Consider the following 20122-nt stretch of genomic DNA (forward strand, 5'->3'; position numbering starts at 1 on the left):
ACTATTTCTCCCCGCCAGAGCTTTTGTTCGAGCTTGACTGTGTGTTTGCTCCATGGGTGCTTTGATTATTAGCCCCGCTATTTATCATGGGAAGGTCGAGGTTATGCTTGGCAGCACAGTCTTTTGCAATATCGTAGCCTGCATCTGCATGACGCATTACACCTGTGGCAGGGTCGTTATGAAGAACCCGAGCAATACGCTCAGCCGCTTCGTCCGTACCGTCACAAACAATCACTACGCCCGAGTGTTGGCTAAAGCCCATTCCTACACCGCCACCATGGTGAAGGCTTACCCAGGTAGCGCCACCCGCTGTGTTTAATAGGGCGTTTAGTAACGGCCAGTCTGATACGGCATCTGAACCATCGAGCATGGCCTCTGTTTCTCTATTAGGTGATGCTACCGAGCCAGAGTCGAGATGATCCCGGCCAATCACGACCGGCGCGCTTAACTCGCCACTGCGAACCATTTCATTAAAAGCAAGCCCCAGCTTTTGTCTTTCACCCAGCCCCACCCAGCAAATACGCGCGGGCAGGCCTTGGAACTGAATACGTTCTTTAGCCATATCTAGCCAGTTATGCAAATGCGGGTTGTCGGGTATAAGTTCTTTGACCTTGGCGTCCGTTTTATAGATATCTTCCGGATCGCCCGACAGCGCAGCCCATCTGAAAGGCCCTATGCCCTGACAAAAAAGCGGTCGAATATACGCAGGAACAAAGCCCGGGAAGTCAAAGGCATTTGCAACACCTTCTTCTAGTGCCATTTGTCTAATGTTGTTGCCGTAATCGAGGGTGGCGGCACCAGATTGCTGAAAACCTAGCATTGCCTTAACTTGTAATGCCATTGATTGTTTAGCGCTTTTTACCACGCAGGCTTCGTCTTTCTTACGCTGCGCTTCAGCTTGTTCTAAAGTCCAGCCCACTGGTAGATAGCCGTTTAACGGATCGTGCGCACTTGTTTGGTCGGTCACAACGTCGGGAATAATCCCTTTCGCTAGCATATCGGGAAAGACTTCAGCAGCATTGCCTAATAGGCCAATTGATATAGGCTTCCCAGCTTTTTTGGCTTCTTCTAGGAGTTGCATGGCTTCTTCTAACGATTGCGCTTTTTTGTCCAAATAGCCCGTGCGAATTCTGAAATCTATGCGAGTTTCATCCACCTCCACAGCTACCATTGAAAAGCCAGCCATGGTTGCAGCTAAAGGCTGTGCTCCGCCCATACCGCCCAAGCCGCCAGTTAAAATCCAGCGCCCTTCAGCACTGCCTTCAAAATGCGTTTTAGCCACGCTCACAAACGTTTCATAAGTCCCCTGAACAATGCCTTGCGAGCCTATGTAAATCCATGACCCTGCCGTCATTTGCCCGTACATCATCAAACCTTCTTTATCCAGAGCGTTAAAGTGCTCCCAGTTTGCCCAATGCGGTACAAGGTTAGAGTTAGCAATTAACACACGAGGGGCATTTTCGTGAGTGGGAAATACCCCAACAGGTTTGCCTGATTGAACCAGCAACGTCTCATCAGTATTTAAACGCTTGAGTACTTCTACTATTTTGTCGTAAGACGCCCAATCACGGGCTGCACGCCCAATACCGCCGTAAACCACCAGATTTTGCGGATGCTCCGCAACGTCTGGATCCAGGTTATTCATTAACATGCGAAGCGGCGCTTCGGTTTGCCAGCTCTTCGCATTTAGCGTACTGCCTCTTGGGGCACGTATTTCTCTTGTAGGGTCGAGGCGTTTCATAAACTTCTCCTAGGCATATTCTTACGTTTGCCGATTTGTTTTTTATTAGGAAGTGTCACTTTTTTAGAAAGTAGTGAGTTGCTAGCACCTTTGGCGCGATGACACTTAGAACTCCAAGTGTCCTCCCAAGCGGTATCGACTGCCTGGGTGATACAGCACCGCGTGGCTAACCACTGCGCTTGAACTCGCTTTTGGACTATTATTTAAGGATGTATCTGACGTAGCCTTTAAACCGTTCTTTAACTTGGCATTCGCCGTTGAGGGCTCGCCAATTTTGCTCTCATCGCTGGTTATTGCGCTGGGCACTCGAGAGAAGGTTCGTCGAGTAATTTTAAGGCACGGCTCTTTAGGCTTAATCAAAAGTGCTTGTGCAATATCTTTTTCAACAACCACAGCTTCTACGCTGTGATCGGCTTGTGAAAGGGGCGCGACCTGATTTAAATAAAAGTTTGCAGTTTGAGCTTTAAAATCTTTATCTAAATAGTCGTTAATCCACGCTGGATTAACCCACCTGTCTTCATACTGCACAGGTAGATTGTTCTCGCAGTGTACGATAATGCTATGAAATACTGGTTCTCCCACATCCATACCCAGTCGTTGAGCAATAGCGTCACTGGCTGGCGAAGTTTCCAACACCAATATCTCGTTAGTGTATCTATGCCCCCGCTGCTCTATTTCATCGCGAATGCTTTTGATCTCAAGCATTGAGCTCATAGGGCGACTATCTGACACAAAGGTGCCGATTCCCTGGCTGCGCATTAAAATGCCATCGTCCACCATTTCACTTAGCGCTCTTCGCGCAGTCATCCGGCTTACACCATGCTGCTGCGCAAGTTGGTTTTCTGAAGGCACTTGGCTACCCGGCTTCATTTCACCACTTTCGATGGCATCCAAAATTGCTGTCTTAATTACTCTGTACCGAGGTTGCATATCGTGGCCATTCACAACTAAATTGTTAATAATATGCTAACAGCATACTTGTATATACAAGTATGCACAAGTACACTGAACTCAAAATTTACACTGTGTTTCAGTAAAGATTCTGGACAACGCCAGACAAAGAACAAGACGACCAGTTAGACGAAAAAACCAGACAAGAGGTGGCTTAGAGTGGAGCACGTTATGGGTTATCAGTACGACACGCTTATTTACAATGTTCGCATTGCGTCTATGCAAGACAACAAGTTGCCCTATGGCGAATTACCGCCACACGCCATTGCCATAAAAGACGGCAAAATTGCTGCGTTACTTCCTTGCGATGACTCACTAGACGACGTGTTTGAGCAGGCCAAAAGCGTAATAGATGCCACTACCCTAATTCCCCAAAATGAAGGTTCAACGCCCAAACACCCGTGGCTATTGCCTGGCTTCATCGATTGTCATACGCATCTAGTGTATGGCGGCAATCGCGCCGAAGAATTTGAAATGCGATTGCAGGGGGCAAGTTATGTAGACATTGCGCAGCGCGGCGGTGGCATTAAAGGGACGGTTGAAAAAACTCGACGCTCTGACGAGCTCACCCTGCTTCACACTGCGATAAAGCGAGCAAAGCGACTGTGCGAAGAAGGTGTTACCACCATTGAAGTCAAATCAGGTTACGGGTTGGATTTAGACACTGAAGTGCGTATGTTACGCGTGGCTAAATCCCTTGAGCAGCACCTTCCTGTGAGTATTCAAACTACCTATTTAGGCGCTCACGCCCTGCCCAATGAATTTGCTGAGGACTCAGACGGATATATCGATTTTATTTGCGACGAGGCACTTCCTCATATTGCTTCGCAAACCTTGGCTGACGCCGTTGATGTATTTTGTGAAACCATCGGTTTTTCAACTTCACAAACAGAACGAGTGTTTAGCTGCGCACAGCAGCACGGCTTACCCATTAAAGCTCATGTAGAACAGCTTAGTGACAGCAAAGGCGCAGTGCTAGCAGCTAAGTACGGCGCACTATCGGTAGATCACATTGAATATTTAGCTGACAGCGATATTCCATTACTTGCCCAAAGTGGCACCGTCGCCGTGCTTTTACCAGGCGCATTTTATTACTTGAGTGAAGTTCAAAAGCCGCCAGTAGACGCCCTAAGGGCGCACAATGTGCCCATAGCATTAGCGACAGACTTTAATCCAGGTAGTTCGCCGTTAGCCTCAATCCTTACCGCGATAAATATGGGGTGTGTGCTGTTTCAACTTACGCCAGAAGAAGCGCTACGCGGTGCTACTGCTCACGCGGCTAGCGCACTCGGGCTGCACGACCGAGGTGTTATTGAAGCAGGCAAGCTTGCTGACTTAACGCTGTGGGATATCGAAACACCGGCAGAGCTTGCCTATTGTATTAATGGACACCGCCCCATTGCGGTGTTTAAGGAAGGTAAACATGTTTAAGTGGCAAGGCAGAATAGACAGTGAAGACGGTGTTGAGGGCCTACGTTGGCATCAAAAAGTTAACGAACTTGAAGTGGGCGAAGATAATTCATTGGCCAACTCCGTTACCCTTGTTGGTTTTGAAAGTGATTTAGGTGTGGCATTTAACAAAGGCCGCGTAGGTGCAACTGCTGGACCAAACGCTATTCGCCAGGCACTTGCAAACTTGCCTTGGCACTGGCCAAACGCATCATTAGCCGATTTAGGGAATGTTACCGCTAAAGAGAACTTAGCCCAGGCACAAACCCAATATGCTGACGCCATTTGCTATGCGCTCAAGCAAAATGATGGTTTGGTCATCGGTCTGGGAGGGGGACATGAAATTGCATGGGGTAGCTATCAAGGGGTTTTCAATGCTAAGCCCGAAAGCGCACGCATTGGTATTATTAATTTCGACGCCCATTTTGATTTAAGAAAACCTTCTCCTAACACCAGTTCAGGTACGCCGTTCAGGCAAGTGTATGAGCACTGCCAGCTACACGATACACCGTTTCATTACGCTTGTTTGGGCGTATCGAAAGCGGCCAATACACCAGCGCTGTTTAACTTTGCCAATACATCCAAGACCCGTTATTTAACCGACGTGGCGTTAAATGATGAATCGCTGTGCATGCAACGAATAGATGAGCTGCTATCTCCGATGCTAAAAGGCATCGATGAGCTTTACGTCACTGTATGTTTAGATGCATTTCCAGCAGCACAAGCACCTGGCGTTAGCGCGCCCAGTGCATTGGGAATATCCCCCATACTTGTTATCAACACGCTACACTTTTTAGCACAGCACCAAAGTACTTACGGGTATCAATGGCGATTGTGTGACGTCGCGGAAATGAACCCCAATTATGATATTGATAGCCGCACAGCAAAGCTGGCTGCACGGCTAATTTTTGAAGCGGTAGATGCAGTAAGTTCGCACACTTAAACTGTTTAACGCTTTTATATTTGACGCTTTTATGTTTACTGGCCGCCTGCCCTTTCACACGCAGCGGCGGTAAACAAGACATCGGTAGAGCTATTTAATGCTGTTTCAGCAGAGTCTTGCAGTACGCCAACAATAAAGCCCACCGCAACCACCTGCATAGCCACTTCATTGGGTATATTAAACAGGCTACAGGCCAGCGGAATAAGCAGTAGCGAACCGCCTGCAACACCTGAACTTCCACATGCTGATACCGCAGCGATAACGCTTAACAATACAGCAGTAGGGAAATCTACAGAAATTCCCAAGGTATTAACCGCAGCTAGTGTCAACACGGTTATTGTGATCGCAGCCCCAGCCATATTAATGGTGGCGCCTAACGGAATAGATACCGAATAGGTGTCCTCATCAAGCTTTAAGCGTTTACAAAGCGCCATGTTTACCGGAATATTCGCCGCCGAACTACGGGTGAAAAACGCCGTAATACCGCTTTCTTTCAGGCATTTGAACACCAAAGGATAAGGGTTCTTTTTGGTTGCCAGAAAGACTAACAAGGGGTTGGTCACTAGTGCGATAAATAGCATCGCGCCAATCAGTACCGTTAATAAATGAGAGTAGCCAAGCAATGCTTCAAAGCCCGTTGTAGCAATGGTATTAGCTACCAAGCCGAAAATACCGAAGGGCGCGAGTTTAATAACAAAACCCACCACGGTTGTTACGCTATCTGCCATATTTTGAAGTAGCGCTTTCGTTGCCTCGCTAGCATGACGTAGACCTAAGCCTAGACCTACAGCCCATGTGAGAATGCCAATGTAATTTCCATTTACTAACGCATTTACCGGGTTATCTACCATGTTATAAAGCAAAGTAGTTAGGACTTCCGACACACCTTTCGGCGCAGCTTGGCTAACTTCTGAAGTCACTAAGCTTAAGCTTGTAGGAAAAGCAAAGCTTGCCAACACGGCTGTGAGCGCGGCCAGTAACGTACCTACAAGGTAGAGCACCAAAACAGGCTTTATGAAGGTTTGCTCGTTTTGCTTGTGGTTGGCGATGGACGCCATGACTAAAACAAAAACCAATAAAGGAGCAATTGCTTTTAGGGCTTTTACAAATAAGTTACCCAATAGCCCTGCTGATTGAGCAGCTGAAGGTGAAAAAGTAGCTATCGCAATACCACATACGATACCAATGATAATTTGCAGTACCAAACTGCCATTCATGTAGCGCTGAAACAGGCTCGGGCGTGACGTTGAATCCATAAATGCTGGTCCATTATTATTTTGACGACGCACCATAAAGGATTACGTTACACAAATGAACCTGTTTGGTCTTAGTTACTCGCAAATAACCGTATGCTTGCCGTTTATGAGGGTTTACATGCCTTCAAGTACCTTTTGCGTATAAGACGTCCACTGGTATAGAGGAAGCTCTCCATCAATATAATAGTCTGGCTGAATGCCTACCCCATCAATGGCCATGTGGGGAATACGCAAACTTTTGGTTAAACTGTAATGTAAGGTAAAAGTACCGCTCGGCGAATCAATTTGATACATGTTAGAGATATCGAGTACACCTGCGGTGGTTTGTCCAAACAACTTTACTTTTTTGCTTTGCTTAGCCGCCAGCAAAAACTGTTCTGCGGTACTGCCATTACTTGAATCAACGAGTACGCCAATACTTTTTGGCAGAGGTTCGATTTTATCGAATGTCTCCACCGTTACGTCGTCATCAATGTTGATGTAGCTGCCGATGTGTTGCTGAAGAATGTCGTACCCGTCTTTTGCCCACTGCTTTTCTTCTTCACTAAAATGAGGGTTTTCCAAAAAGCCAAGCATTCTAGAGTTGTTAAGCTCAGTAGATAAATATTCCATGCCTACAGTGCGAATAGGGTTGGTATATAAAATAGGGAGTAAAGACGCATAGCTTACGTCACTACCACCACCGTTTCCTCGGATGTCGATAATGAGGTTTTCAGTGTTTAAAATCGTATCCAGGTGCTTAGCGATAACCGCGTCGATGTCTTTTTTGAAGGCATGATCGAAAGCCGGTATGCGAACTAACACAGTGTTCTCTGAAACTTTCTCGAATAGCGGAGCTTTTGTACTAAGCAGGCGAACATAGCGTGTTATTTCAGGGGATGATTCTTGTCGCGGTTCCTCACGCGACATAACAATAAAGCTATTGCCCAACACCACTTCATTGTTACCCAAGTACGTAATGGTATCGATTTGTCGGGCGGAGTGATCGCCCATAAAAAACGTCACTTTCTCAGTATTGCTGTCTGCAGGGTCGTTAAGGATGAACTTTACTTGTCCCGCCTTCCATGACGGATTAGTACTTTCAACGATATAAGCTTTATGGACATTACCTTCTTTTTTTAACGCAACTGTATAGCTTGAGAATTGCCAAATCCCTTCAAGAGTTTCGTCACGTTTGCTTTTTAAATATTGTTTAAATGCCGATAAATCGAAATCATGCGCTACCGATTCGCGTACCGTTTCTTCTGAACCATTTGTATTTAGTACAAGACCAACATGCCCCTTGCGAAAAAACGTAAGCCAGTCGCGAAGCACAGTTTGGCATTGCGCTTCGTTCTTCGCGCTTTGTACCCGAGCCAAGATGGCATTATTGTGGGCGGAATAAAGGTCCTGCCCTTTTTTCTCTACGCTATATTGAAAACCAGCATCGTTGTTTTCAAACGTGCTCTTTAGCCATGCAAACTCACTTTCACATTGAAAGGTACTACCAAACGAACAGAAAGAGGCAAAAAGAGGGAGTATCGCAAATCGTTTCACTAAATATGATGTCCATATCTACTTTTAATAACGATAAAGTATCATAAAACTATGATCTTGCGAGCATTTACCGCGCATATACTTGTAAGCAAACGTTTTAGCTACTAATCCCTAAAGCGGTGAGTTCACCCCACCGCATAAGGTTTTTCTAGCGCACTTAACCCCACACCGTTGCGTTTAATCACTTTAAGCTGAGTAGGAATACGCTCTTTCATGGCTTCAATATGGCTTATCACACCAATCATTTTTCCGCTGGCATTTAGGTTGTCTAGCGCATCAAGGGCCACATCTAAAGTTTCAGCATCAAGGGTGCCAAAGCCTTCATCTAAAAACAGCGAATCGATACTGGTCTTGTGACTGACCAAGTCAGATAAAGCTAATGCCAGCGCTAGGCTCACTAAGAAACTTTCTCCGCCAGACAGGGTTTTGGTATCTCGCACTACGTCACCTTGCCAGGTGTCTAATACACTTAAACCCAACCCTTCATTTTCTTTTCGAATTAGCTGATAGCGACCGTGTAATTTATCAAGCTGCTGATTTGCAAGCTGCACTAAGTTGTCCAGAGTAAGCCCTTGAGCAAAACGTCTGAATTTGTCGCCGCTGGCCGAACCAATTAACGAGTGCAGGTAAGTAATATCGTCGTAATAGGCCTCAAACGCGGCCATCTCATCCACAAGCTGCTGCTGCCTTTCGCGGGCTTGATTGTTAGCGCTTAGCTGCTGTTCTATTTGCCCTAAAGACGATAACAGCGTGTCACGCTGCTGAGCTTGCTGGGTAATTTTCGTATCGAGCCACTGTGCACCGTGCTCTTCTAACTCGCTCTGCCACAATGCTGCGTTAGTATGGGCTTTTAGCGATTGTTGGGTAGCTAGCGCGTTTTCTAGCTTTAAGTCCGCTTGTTGTTTTTGCTGAGTTAATCGCTTTTGCAGTTCAAGCAAGGTGTTGCGGGCATCTTCGTCTAAAAGGGCATTGCTAAACGCGTGCTCATCGGCAAATGGGCTGCTCGCCAACTGACGGCTAAAGTGCTCTGTTGCCTCTGAAAGTGCCTGCTCTTTTTCGCGCATTTGCTCATTAAGCTGGGCAATTTCTGCTTCTAAACGAGACAAAATAGTGTCCGTTTGTTGCAGGCGAGATTTGCATTCATTTACATTTCGCTCAGCGTGTTCTTGGGCAGCGCTTGCCTTATTTCTGGTTTCAGCAATATTGCCTTCAGGGAATACGGTTGAGCGCGAGTCTCGCAGCGCCTTTAGGCTATTATCTAGCTGCAGAAGCTCTTCGCATACGCCCTTAAGCTGATTCTCAGCGCTTTCGATATCACGACTGACCACAAGCAAGGCGCTACTTACCCCTTGCAACTCATCTTTAAGTTTGGCGTGTAGCTGATGATTGTGTTTATAAGTTTTTAGCGCTTCGGCTTTTTCATTTAACCACGTGGCAATTCCATCAATAGACAGGTTGTGAATATCAGCACCGTGCGCCGTCATAGTCTCGCTGAGCGCTAAAATACCATCGTTAACCCTTTTTGTTTTGTTCTCCAACTCTGTATTACGTTCGGTAAGTTGCTTTTCAAAGGTTTCGCGCTGCTGCAGAGAAACTGCAAGTTCTGACTGCTTGGCTTGTAATGCCTGTTGCGCTTCATTTTTAGCCTGCAGTGCAGCATTTAGAGCTTGCTCGCACTCTTCTAAACGCGTTAATTGAGCACTAATATCATCGAGACGAGTTTTAAACTGCTGGGTAAATTGAGCGACGCTTTGCGATGTATTAATGTCGACCTTTTCAAAACTCGATATATCAGCGCTAAGTACGCTTGAAATCTGCTGCCACTTTTCTAGCAGCGTATCTCGTTGCCCGCTTGCCTGTTCTAGCTGCTTATTAACCTGAGCAAGAGTGAATTCAGTTTGTGTAACACTTTCTTTTGCCCGCGCCCCCTGCTGCTCAATATCATCTAACTGCTGCTTTAAGCTATCTCGCTTTTGGATAGTTTCAGGTACATCAATAACCACGCTAGACGTGGTGTGTTCGTTAGCCCCACAGACAGGGCATGGCTCGCCACTTTTTAACTGTGCGCGCAGGTGCGCCACTTCAGCATCCAAGGCAATAAGCGCCTCTATGTCTTTTAAATTACTACGAGTTTGCTTGTAAGCATCAACCAAGGCTTGGCGGTCAGATTGCTGCTGAGCTAGTTTCTTCGCTAAGTCTTCCTTTTGCGCACCCAGCGATACTTTCTCTTGTTCTAGTGCCAAATATTGCTGTTGAATATGCCCTATCTGTAATACGTTATCCCAATGATGAAGCTTGGTATCACGCTCTTGCTGAAGGCTTGCTTTACTGGTTGCATTAGCACTATTAGTATCACTTGGTTTGTCAGATAGCGCGGCCTGAAGTGCCTTTTCGCACTTGGCTACTTGCGCGTTTTTGTCATCGAAGGTCTGCGTTAACGCGCTTAACGACTCATTTGTTTTTGCGATAGCGTCATCTAGGGATGAAAGCGCCTGACGATGATTATTTACGCTTTGTGTCAGTGTTTCTAACTGCTTTTTATCATGTTCAATATGGCGCGCCGTTTCACTCCAGCCACTTATAAATTCCGCTATGCCGCTAAGTGATTGATGTTCACGTAAGTAGGTTTCCAGTTCACCAAGCTTGGTCTTGTTATCTGCCGAAGCGTTTTCGATTTCTGTGCGCTTTAGCGTTAACGCGTTTATTGATTGCTTTAAACGTGCCGCGTTTTCGTTTGCTTTTTGCTGTTCAGTAGTGAGCTGCGCTATTTGGTTATCTAGCGGAACTACCTGCTCATTTATGCGCTTTTCAAGCTCACTGCTTTGTTGCTTTGTAAGAACTAACGCTTGTTCAGCGTTGGTCACTTCCAAACTGAGCTGTGCCTTTTGCGATTTTAAGTCTGGCAACTGGGCTGCTTTCTCTTCAAGCCTTTCTTTATAACGGGTTACGTCTTGCTGAAGCCCGTTTCTTTGCAAAAATGGCAGGCGAAGCTTTTCAGCTGGCTCACTTTGGGTTAGGAGTTCAAGCTCATGCTTCGCCTCATTGATGGCGTTATTCGCGCTCTGCTGCGCTTCACTGGCTTCTTTAATGGAGAGCTCATTGGCGTTAAACGCTTGTTGCCACTGCTGTTGCTTTTGTAACTGAACAAGTGTTTGGTTAGACGTTGCGACTTGGCTCTTGGTTTGTGCTTGCTCTTCTTCAAGCTGGGTGATTTGCTCGTCGCTAAGCAAGGTTACGCCTTCTAGCTTTATCGCAAACTCTTTTTTCTTTTGTTTAGCGTCACTAAATTGCTGATGTACTGCCTGTGATATCTGCCCGTAAATTTCGGTGCCAGTTAACTCTTCAAGCAGCTCGGCTCGGTCGGCCTCGTTAGCATTTAAAAACGCAGCAAAATCCCCTTGCGACAACATCATAGACTTGGTGAAACGGGCAAAGTTAAGACCAGTCAGCTTTTCAATCTCTTCGCTTTTCGGCCTAACTTGGGTAGCCAATACCTTGCCGCTTTCAACTTCGGCCAGCTCAACATCGGCACTTTGCAGGTTACCGTCAACTTTCCCTCTGGCCCGACGCATACTCCAAAACGCACGGTATGCTTTCCCTTTAATATCGAACTCAACCTCCGCCAAACACTCCGCCGTGCCGCGGGTCATGATGTCGTTGTTAGACGTTGAAATTGGCCCCAAGCGAGGGGTTTGGTGATAAAGCGCTAAACAAATGGCATCAAGTAGGGTGGTTTTACCTGCCCCTGTTGGACCCGTGATAGCAAACAGGCCATTGTCGATAAACGGCGACTGGGTAAAATCTATCTTCCACTCCCCTTTTAAGGCGTTTAGATTTTTAAGGCGTAAGGTCAATATTCTCATTTATTACTCGCCTTTGTTTTCTGTTGTGTTTGCCAATGGTGCCTCTACTGATACTTCAGCATCTTCATCATTGGTATGCACCCGCTCTAGCGCTTCATTGAACAGCTGCCTTATCCGATTTATGCGTGAAGCGCTTTTCTCTGAACCTGCTTCTTCCATTGCTCGGGGGCTTTGGTCGTCATCTAGCAGGGTTCCTTGTGCCGACTCAGTTGGTGCCGACTCACTTGGTACCGACTCACTTGGTACCGGCTCACTTGTTGGATTATCTTCTATGCTCTCCAATGCCAAACGCGCTTCAAATACATCGTTTACTGATAGTTCACTAAGCTGAACGTTTTGCTTTTCCGTTAAGCTATTTACTGTGCGCTTACGCTTGCGTTTCAACTGTAAAATCTCAGCGTTTTTCCCTTCTAACAAGCCCTGAATACGCTGCTGTAGATCAGTCAGATAGTCTTCTGTTTCAACCTCAATGCATAGCCACACGGGCTCTTGAGGACTAATGGCGTTATCCGTTGCGCTAAGGGCTTTATCCACTTCGCTAAGGGCTTTATCTACTTCATCCAATTCGCTAACGGCATCATCTGTGTGAGAAGCTAACGCGATAGCCTTGCTTTCATTAATGGCCGCCTCTATAGCTTTTAAGTCGCCTTTTATTACTTCCATCGCCTGAAAGCGCGGTACAGGAAGCGTTGAGATAGTTGGCGTTGTGCTTTCAGATTCAAACGTTACCAACACTACTTGCTTTTGCGTGTTTAGCTCATCAAAACTTAGCGGTATGGGTGAGCCTGAATAGCGAATGTGTTCTGTCTTAGCCACTTTCTGTGGCCTGTGAATATGCCCAAGTGCAACGTAATCGGCGGGCGGAAACCCTTTGGCGTCAAAGCCTTCAAGGGTGCCAATGTAGATATCACGCACACTTTCTGACTGACTCACGCCTAAAGCGGTTAAGTGCCCGGTAGCAATAATAGGAATAGCAGCGCTATTTTTACTGCCCTGTTCTGCTTGTTTTTCTTCAATTGAAGCGCGCAGTGACAGGGCTTCATTATAAAGCGCCCCATAATGCTGCTTTATCGCATCGCCCAGTGCTTGACGCTTGTCAGTGCCGCTTTGCCCTGCCTCACTGACAAGCACATCACGTGGACGAATAAAGGGTACGGCACACAGTACGGCACTGGGCTGCCCATTGCGATCGTTAAGCGTAATGACTTGTTCACTTAAATCGCCGTATGTACTGGCTATTACGTGGCTATTTAAGTACTTCAGTAGCGCCTTACTTTCGTTTAATACCGACACTGAATCGTGATTTCCCCCCAGCACCACCAATGTACACTGCATGCCCTGTAGCTCACCAATAAACGCATGGTAAAGCTCTCTGGCGTAGCTAGGCGGCGTGCCTGTGTCGAACACATCACCCGCGACAATAATCGCATCGATTTGATGCGCTTCTACTTGTTGAAGAAGCCATTTAAGGAAAGCGGCATGTTCATTTTTGCGACTTTTCGTAAAAAAACTCTGACCTAAATGCCAGTCAGACGTATGCAATATTTTCATGTAGAAGAGAACCAGGCTTGTTGCATTGGAGATAGAGATGCGCATTCAGTGCAATGCGGCTGTTGCCAAGATGTGTATATAGTTCTACACACCTTAAGGCAACTATAGAGATTTTGTGCTTTTATGACAACGCTTTGATAGCGTGATTGCTTGTATGAAATAGTTATATCTTCGCACTGCTCGTCAAGAAAACTGATGTCATAAAGCGCGCATTGTGGAATATGCTAGCTCGTTCTAAATAAGGGCGAGGCAAGCGCACATTAAACAGGCTGATAAATGTTATCCCAGTAATCATCGAGTGTATTCACAGCACCGTTAAGCGGCCGCGCTACAAAAACATCGCCGTCTTGTTCGACTAGTTCCATGTCCACCAGCTTATTAATAGCGTCAGTAACGTCGAAGTCGAGAGCACAATCAAGCTCTTCTGAAAAGTAACTTTCTATCACACTATCAAGAGTTGCTAATGTCATGCCGCCCGCTGCAATCTCTTTTTCTGAACGTGATGCGCCAAATGCGGCGGAGTTTTCAGAAAAGGCTTCACTACACTTTAGCAAAAATGTGTAGGCCAACAATGCTTCCTTGCAGTCTTCTTCCTCTGCAGCATCAATTAACGTATGAAACACGCCTGCGTTATTGTCTAAATTTTTAAAATAGAGATTGTCAGACAGGGCTTTCATAAAGCGTATTTTTCTGTTTTTAAACTTAGTCCATTCTTTAAAGACAAAGCTTCCGAACACACCCATGCCAATGCCAAAAGTGATTAGACTTTGCTTTGTCAGCTCCACTTCGTCGTCTTTAAAGCCAAGCCAAAAGGCGAGGAAAGACGCCATGAGAAGTAACGACGCGCCTAACTTAGTCACCAGCACTACGGTGCCACCTATTGCCGCCGATGCGCTAATAATCAACTTATCTAGCGGGCGCATTTTAACTTCACTGTTTGGAAACAGCATTTCCAAGTCTGCTTTAGGTACGTTTTGAAAAAGCTTTACTATGGTCGAACCTGGCTTGAAGGTGACTGGCGTTTGTCCTTTCTCTTTGAAGTACGCGTCATCTTTAAAAGTGATATAAACGGCCACTTTATCGTAGTTGGTAAACGACACCTGCTTTTTTCGCAAACCGAAAAAAGTACGCACAGTTTCAGTTTTTACCGACTCGCCCCGCCGAAAAAACACCACATCCTCAAAATCGTCAAAGCTAACTGCAAGACGCACTTTAAACAGAGACTCTTCGCTCAGTGCTGCTTCTAAATCTTCGTCGGTAACTTTCTCGAAATTAGCTGCATTGAGTAACTTGGCAAACTCGCTCGCAAACGCTTTTTGACTTTGCTTACGAGCCGCTTCACTTGAAGGCAATAAATCTCGCGTGTCTTTATTAGGGTCGAAGTGATTGTAGCTGTCTTTTAGACGCTCAAGTTGTTCGTGGTATTGGTAATGAATGCGGTTAACTAACAGCGTTGAGAATGTGCGAAAACGTGTTAGGTCATGTTTAAGTAATTGTTCACACAACGTACTTACATCATGTTTACGAAATGGGATAAAACGTTCTAGTGGCATCGAGTGGTCTTATTAGTTCGAATGTCTCTTGTTCGGTAAGGATAGTTACCGTACTGTAACAGAGAAAACAACCACTTAACGTGAATTTACGCCTAATTGATAAGTCCTAGAACATAAGCTTCGCCTAATGTCTAAACGACGCAATTATTAAACAAAGTTAACATAGTCTACACTATTTCTTAAACATACTTGCTAATATCGGAGACGCTATGTTCGTATCAAGTTCAAGGTACAATACTGATATATCGGCTCTTAGGGATGAGAGCCAAAGCTTGCTTGGTACGCTGGATGCGTTCAAAAACACTATGGCTTACGCCATCTATAAATCTGATGGACAGTGCACATTTGCCTCTCCCGCTTTACTTTCCATTTTAGACTACCCGAATTCAACCGTAGCGTCGTTTTCCCACGCAGCTATGCGTGTTGAAGGCGTTGAACCTGAATCGGAGTATAGATCATTTTGGCAACATTTAGTAAATGGCGGCAGCTTTAGCGATACGGTGGCAAGAAAGTCAGCGTTAGGTGAAACGAAATGGCTTAAAGCTAGCTACGTGTCGGTGAATAAAAGCGGCAGTACAGAAATTCATGCTATCTATCACGATATCACTGAACACGAAAATGCGTACTTTGCTGGTAAAGCCGTGACAGACGCACTGAACAAATCGATGGCAGTAATCGAGTTTCATCCTGACGGTACGATTATCACTGCGAACGAAAACTTCACTGCTACAGTAAAATACAGTTTGGCCGACATTCAAGGCAAGCACCACCGTATGTTCTGTCGTGACAAGTTCTATCAAGAGAACCCAAATTTTTGGGATAACCTTGCTCGCGGCAACTTTTCTTCTGGTCAATTTGAACGCGTAGATTCGCATGGTAATGCGCTGTGGTTAGAGGCAACTTACAACCCTGTTTTTGATGCATCTGGTCGTGTTGTGAAAGTTATTAAATTTGCTTCAAATATTACCGATGCGGTTAACGAAAAACACGCAATTGCCCAGGCGGCAGAATTAGCGGTTTCAACCGCCGAAGAAACCTCACAAATTGCTGCGGATGGCGCTTCATCTTTGCAGCGCAGCGTAGAGATTTTCGATTCTGCACTGTTAGAGGTTGAACAAACCAATCAACTCATGCATCAACTGAGCGAGCAGTCGCTTAAGATTGAGACCATTGTAACGACCATTAGTGGCATTGCTGAGCAAACCAACCTGTTAGCACTAAACGCTGCAATTGAAGCTGCTCGAGCGGGTGATCAAGGTCGAGGCTTCGCCGTAGTAGCGGATGAAGTTAGACAGCTGGCGCAACGCACTAGTGACTCAACGGTAGAAATTGAAAGCGTTGTTGCTGAGAATAGAAAACTTGCGGATAAGTCTACGAAGAAAATGGCCGGTGTTAAAGACAGTGTTGACCAAAACAGCCAGCAAATTGCGCAGGTTCAAAGCATCATTGATGAAATTCAAAAAGGCGCATTAAACGTATCTGAAACCGTATCAGGTATCTTACGCTAATCCTACTTTGAAATAATTGAGTAGCGGGTACAAACCTAATAAGACGGTTTGTGCCCGTTTAGCTTTTGTCCTAGCCAAGCTGCTTATATTTCCGATACTCTTCATCAACAAACAATTTAAATGCTTTATTGACCTGCTCTTTATTATCTAGTTTAAGCTCACTCATCAGCCAGTCTTCTATTGAATGTCCTTGCGACATTAATTTAACAAGCTGTTTCATTGCGTTGTCCCCTAGCGCAGCGCCGATAAACTTATCAAACAGAAGAGTTTGGACGTAGTAATTGTTAAGTAAAGGTCTAGTATCATTTTCTTCAATCACCATGACTTCCATAGCGTAACCGCTAGCATTGGCATTCATTTCTGCTTTATTAACTAAATTAGAAAGTTCTTTTTCCATTGCCTTTAACGACGGGTGTTCCATAGTCAGAAATTCACTCAACGAATATAAAGTCTCGACGTTACCGCTCACATAAAAATCTCTGAGGCGCCTTGCTTTTAAGATGTCACTTTCACAGCTTATTGCTGCGACTTCATCAAACCAGTCAGGTAAAGCGGTGTGACCATAACGAGGCGTATTAGAAGACACATTTTCTAATCCCTCTTGCTCCATCAGCAAGATCATAAACTTATGACAGACCTCGTGTGACAAAATGTTCTTATCACTGTCGTCAAACGATGCCGTTGTGCCATGAAAACTGGACAGCGCGGAATAACTGAGAAAAGGTAAAAAGTGCTTGGTATATTTTGTACTTTCGACATGAAAAAGCGACACAGGGCTTTCCACTATCACAACATCAAGAGGGCCAAATTTCCCAAACCGTTCTTTAAAAACTTGCGCAGCGTTTTTAACTTCATCGATTTCGCGATGAAGAGAGCTGCGCTCATCTCCGTAAATCTTAAACGCTTGCTCTTGATACACTAAGTGAGTTGTGGGTATTTCATGACCAAGTAGGGCAGTATTTGGCAAATGCGTCTCAGCTGCCGTGGTATTAATGCTCGCAGATAAAGCGAGTGAAAATGACATGTAAAATAGGACATTGGCAGCTAATTTTTGCTTTTTTATCATAAACTTGATATTCATAATTCTCTCCTGATTGAGATTTATGACTATAAAGAAGTACTAAAAAACGTCAGCGCTGTAATCGGTGGGTAAGTACTTTTCATCGCCTAACGACTAACGCCCCCTACCAGGCGGTTCGAAGACGATTAAAGGTGCTTAAAAGATGAAAACTCCCCATCCATAGAGAAAACAAAAATTAATTATGAAATTTCGATAAGCTGAGAAAAATTTACGTGAAGCCAGCTGTGTTTAACAAACCTTATTTGCTTATTGAAGCGTGTATACACCTAACGTTATGGGTAGTCTACTTCTCGCTTAGTCGCAATTTAGACTTTTACGTTGTCACACTCGAGCAAGCGCCAACGACTATTCCGCAGTCGACATCGGCGTCATTGTTAGTTTTAGCCACATTCTACTGGTGTTATTTTGTCGTTCCTTTTTGCAATAAGAAGTATGGATTTTATTGGTCTGTAGTCGCTTACTTTGTCGCATTGTTTGCCATTGCCGGATTAGATAGCGTTCACAGCATACATTACCAAGAACAAAACGTTAGTGTTGTCAGTGAGTTTTGGACGTTTTTATTCAAACACACAATGTGGTCATTGCTTTCTTTAGGCATAAAGCGCTATGCGCTTAATTTAAAGCGCTCTGAACTGGTTAAAGAAAGGAATCTTGCACTGGCACAGATTGAACTTGCTGCATTGAAACAACAAATTTCCCCGCATTTCATGTTTAACGTACTCAATAGTTTGTACAGTACATCATATATGTCCGGCGATACGCGCACTTCGCGAGGTATAGAACAGTTGTCATCGCTTCTCAGATATATGCTCTATGAGGCAAACTCGCAAAAGGTACAACTTCAAAAAGAAGTAGACTATTTGGATAATTATATTCGTCTACAAATGCTGAGATTTTCAGATGATGTGGAGCTGGAATTCAATAAAAGCGAATTTGCTTCAAATACACATATCGCGCCAATGCTTCTCATCGTACTCGTAGAAAACGCATTTAAACACGGTGTGAATACCAAAGATAAAAGCTTTATCTCGATAACTTTATCGGTAAAAAACAGCGTTATTTCTTTTGAGATATCAAACCCTATAGTCGAGACGAAAACCGGTGGTCAGGCTTCCAAAGGTCAAGACGGTGGCCTAGGTTTGTCTAACCTTAAACGCAGGCTGCGTTTAATGTATGAAGATAAACATGCACTTGATATTTGTACTAAGGACAATGTTTTCACTGCAAGGATGACGCTAACGTGACACTCAAAACTGTGATTGTTGATGACGAAAAACTAGCCATCGACTTACTTTCGAATTACGTAGAAAAAACCCATTTTCTAACATTATCAGCAAGCTTCAGAGATGCTCTTGAAGCACTGACATATCTCTCCTCAAATACCGTTGATTTATTATTGCTTGATATTAATATGCCGACACTGGATGGCTTCGAGCTTTTGTCATCTATTAGCAACCCGCCACACGTGATTTTTATTACCGCCCACGGCGAATATGCTCTTAATGGCTTTAAACACAACGCGGTAGACTACTTACTAAAACCAGTAAAGTATTCTGATTTCGTAAAAGCAACGAGCAAGCTTCTACAGTCAGCGCATATAGATTTACAGCTGCCACCCACTGCATCGTTTACAACGAAACCAAGCCGCTCGAACAACCAGTTCATCTTTATAAAAGTAGATAACCACCACCAACGCGTAGACCTTGATAATTTGAGGTACATAGAAGCGTGCGGTGACTATGTTATTTATCATTGCGTACAACAAAACTATATTGTTTTACAGAGTATGAAGGACGCACTAGATAGCCTTCCTTCCGATGATTTTGTTAGAATACATCGCTCCCACATTGTAAATCTCTTACATGTGGATGTTGTTCATAAAGACTACTTAGAAATAGGTAAGCAATCCTTCTCTGTAAGTAAGTCTTATCAAAAGCAATTAAAAATCCGCTTACAGCGTGATGCTGCGCTGGTCTCGGGTTGAAATTAATATAGGCTTCAAACGTGTATCCCGTTCCCGCCAAACAGGTTGAAACCCTGTACGAAATTAAGAAAAGCAAATTCATTGCTTGTGCTGGATTTGCGAATTCTCGAGAAAGTGCAATGGCGCTGTTAGATAGTGTTAAACAACAGTATCCAGACGCACGCCATCACTGCTGGGCCTATGTTTTTGGAAACCCCAGTTCGCCAAGCAGCGCGGCAATGGCCGATGACGGAGAGCCCAGCGGCACTGCCGGGAAACCCATCTTAAACGTACTTCAGCACAAAGATATCGGTGACATTATGATTATCGTTACGCGGTATTTTGGCGGCATTAAATTAGGTGCAGGTGGCCTAGTCAGAGCATACTCTGCTGCCGCTCAGCAGGCTATTGACGCCCTTGAAATCAGGCAAGAGATTAAACTGGAACCACTACGGGTAGACATAGATTTCAAACACGAACAGTTCGTGCGTCATCTGGTAGAGCAAGCACAGGGCAATATCGCGAACTGTGATTACGGAAGCAGCGTCAAAATAGACGTCGAATTGCCGCTAGATGCATTAGAAGACTTTAAAAAGCAAATGGCACCTATTGCATTTTCGGTATCAGAAGAGAGCGAGTAAGTGCCTGCGAAAACGCGATTTACGAGGTATTCAGGGGATGGGATTTAACCTTCTAAGCAGTCGGCTCTAGTAATCACCAGAGCCTT

The 20122-nt window shown here is 44.9% G+C and carries 14 protein-coding genes; 6 read left to right on the top strand and 8 right to left on the bottom strand.

Annotated features, from left to right (window positions below; genetic code table 11):
* Position 1 precedes the first annotated feature (1 nt).
* Together hutU and BGK61_RS02685 are read right to left on the bottom strand one after the other, a co-directional pair.
* Positions 2–1741, bottom strand: a complete 1740-nt coding sequence (gene hutU / locus BGK61_RS02680) for a urocanate hydratase (RefSeq protein WP_014997468.1) — start codon at positions 1739–1741, stop codon at positions 2–4.
* Positions 1742–1846: 105 nt separating this feature from the next.
* A complete protein-coding gene (locus tag BGK61_RS02685; protein ID WP_076012936.1) occupies positions 1847–2671 on the bottom strand; it encodes a UTRA domain-containing protein in 825 nt (274 codons plus the stop codon).
* A 192-nt stretch (positions 2672–2863) separates the two neighbouring features.
* Between BGK61_RS02685 and hutI the strand changes: the two genes are divergently transcribed.
* Positions 2864–4123 (top strand): imidazolonepropionase, encoded by a 1260-nt coding sequence (gene hutI / locus BGK61_RS02690; protein ID WP_044556921.1) that lies wholly within the window; start codon positions 2864–2866, stop codon positions 4121–4123.
* Positions 4116–5084 carry a formimidoylglutamase gene (hutG, locus tag BGK61_RS02695; protein WP_076012575.1) on the top strand — a complete coding sequence of 323 codons (969 nt, stop codon included), beginning with the start codon at positions 4116–4118 and terminating at the stop codon, positions 5082–5084. Before hutI ends, hutG begins: the two co-directional genes overlap by 8 nt.
* 35 nt (positions 5085–5119) lie before the next feature.
* Here hutG and sstT read toward each other — a convergent pair whose 3' ends face one another.
* The 5 genes from sstT to BGK61_RS02720 all read right to left on the bottom strand — a co-directional run bounded on the left by sstT (position 5120) and on the right by BGK61_RS02720 (position 14843).
* Positions 5120–6340: a serine/threonine transporter SstT gene (gene sstT / locus BGK61_RS02700; RefSeq protein ID WP_014997464.1), complete on the bottom strand. Its 1221-nt coding sequence runs from the start codon at positions 6338–6340 to the stop codon at positions 5120–5122.
* Between the two features lie 114 nt (positions 6341–6454).
* Positions 6455–7876 carry a S41 family peptidase gene (locus tag BGK61_RS02705; RefSeq protein WP_076012574.1) on the bottom strand — a complete coding sequence of 474 codons (1422 nt, stop codon included), beginning with the start codon at positions 7874–7876 and terminating at the stop codon, positions 6455–6457.
* Between the two features lie 125 nt (positions 7877–8001).
* The gene (locus BGK61_RS02710) at positions 8002–11739 is read right to left on the bottom strand and encodes an AAA family ATPase (RefSeq protein WP_014997462.1); all 3738 of its coding nucleotides are present in this window, start codon (positions 11737–11739) and stop codon (positions 8002–8004) included.
* 3 nt (positions 11740–11742) lie between these two features.
* Positions 11743–13290: an exonuclease subunit SbcD gene (gene sbcD / locus BGK61_RS02715; RefSeq protein ID WP_014997461.1), complete on the bottom strand. Its 1548-nt coding sequence runs from the start codon at positions 13288–13290 to the stop codon at positions 11743–11745.
* A gap of 260 nt (positions 13291–13550) precedes the next feature.
* Positions 13551–14843, bottom strand: a complete 1293-nt coding sequence (locus BGK61_RS02720; RefSeq protein WP_076012573.1) for a TMEM143 family protein — start codon at positions 14841–14843, stop codon at positions 13551–13553.
* A 209-nt stretch (positions 14844–15052) separates the two neighbouring features.
* Between BGK61_RS02720 and BGK61_RS02725 the strand changes: the two genes are divergently transcribed.
* On the top strand, positions 15053–16351 hold the full coding sequence (locus BGK61_RS02725) for a methyl-accepting chemotaxis protein (RefSeq protein ID WP_076012572.1): 1299 nt from the start codon (positions 15053–15055) through the stop codon (positions 16349–16351).
* A 70-nt stretch (positions 16352–16421) separates the two neighbouring features.
* On the opposite strand, the gene BGK61_RS02730 is transcribed toward BGK61_RS02725, so the two are convergent.
* On the bottom strand, positions 16422–17432 hold the full coding sequence (locus tag BGK61_RS02730) for a hypothetical protein (protein WP_076012571.1): 1011 nt from the start codon (positions 17430–17432) through the stop codon (positions 16422–16424).
* A gap of 224 nt (positions 17433–17656) precedes the next feature.
* Between BGK61_RS02730 and BGK61_RS02735 the strand changes: the two genes are divergently transcribed.
* From BGK61_RS02735 to BGK61_RS02745, 3 genes are read left to right on the top strand one after another with little or no spacing between them, the layout of a single operon-like run.
* Positions 17657–18676 carry a sensor histidine kinase gene (locus BGK61_RS02735; RefSeq protein ID WP_157187943.1) on the top strand — a complete coding sequence of 340 codons (1020 nt, stop codon included), beginning with the start codon at positions 17657–17659 and terminating at the stop codon, positions 18674–18676.
* Entirely contained in the window at positions 18673–19416 is a 744-nt protein-coding gene (locus BGK61_RS02740) for a LytR/AlgR family response regulator transcription factor (protein ID WP_076012570.1), read from the top strand. The genes BGK61_RS02735 and BGK61_RS02740 overlap by 4 nt, the downstream gene beginning before the upstream one ends.
* A 20-nt stretch (positions 19417–19436) precedes the next feature.
* Positions 19437–20036, top strand: a complete 600-nt coding sequence (locus BGK61_RS02745) for a YigZ family protein (RefSeq protein ID WP_076026004.1) — start codon at positions 19437–19439, stop codon at positions 20034–20036.
* The last annotated feature ends 86 nt before the right edge of the window (positions 20037–20122 follow it).

Source organism: Alteromonas abrolhosensis (assembly GCF_001953635.1).
Lineage (GTDB): Bacteria > Pseudomonadota > Gammaproteobacteria > Enterobacterales > Alteromonadaceae > Alteromonas > Alteromonas abrolhosensis.

Excerpts from the sequence above, each read along its gene's own strand:
- sstT (WP_014997464.1), bottom strand. The coding sequence starts at position 6,340 with ATGGATTCAACGTCACGCCCGAGCCTGTTTCAGCGCTACATGAATGGC.
- sbcD (WP_014997461.1), bottom strand. The coding sequence starts at position 13,290 with ATGAAAATATTGCATACGTCTGACTGGCATTTAGGTCAGAGTTTTTTT.
- BGK61_RS02720 (WP_076012573.1), bottom strand. The coding sequence starts at position 14,843 with ATGCCACTAGAACGTTTTATCCCATTTCGTAAACATGATGTAAGTACG.
- BGK61_RS02710 (WP_014997462.1), bottom strand. The coding sequence starts at position 11,739 with ATGAGAATATTGACCTTACGCCTTAAAAATCTAAACGCCTTAAAAGGG.
- BGK61_RS02730 (WP_076012571.1), bottom strand. The coding sequence starts at position 17,432 with ATGAATATCAAGTTTATGATAAAAAAGCAAAAATTAGCTGCCAATGTC.
- BGK61_RS02685 (WP_076012936.1), bottom strand. The coding sequence starts at position 2,671 with ATGCAACCTCGGTACAGAGTAATTAAGACAGCAATTTTGGATGCCATC.
- hutG (WP_076012575.1), top strand. The coding sequence starts at position 4,116 with ATGTTTAAGTGGCAAGGCAGAATAGACAGTGAAGACGGTGTTGAGGGC.
- BGK61_RS02725 (WP_076012572.1), top strand. The coding sequence starts at position 15,053 with ATGTTCGTATCAAGTTCAAGGTACAATACTGATATATCGGCTCTTAGG.
- hutI (WP_044556921.1), top strand. The coding sequence starts at position 2,864 with ATGGGTTATCAGTACGACACGCTTATTTACAATGTTCGCATTGCGTCT.
- hutU (WP_014997468.1), bottom strand. The coding sequence starts at position 1,741 with ATGAAACGCCTCGACCCTACAAGAGAAATACGTGCCCCAAGAGGCAGT.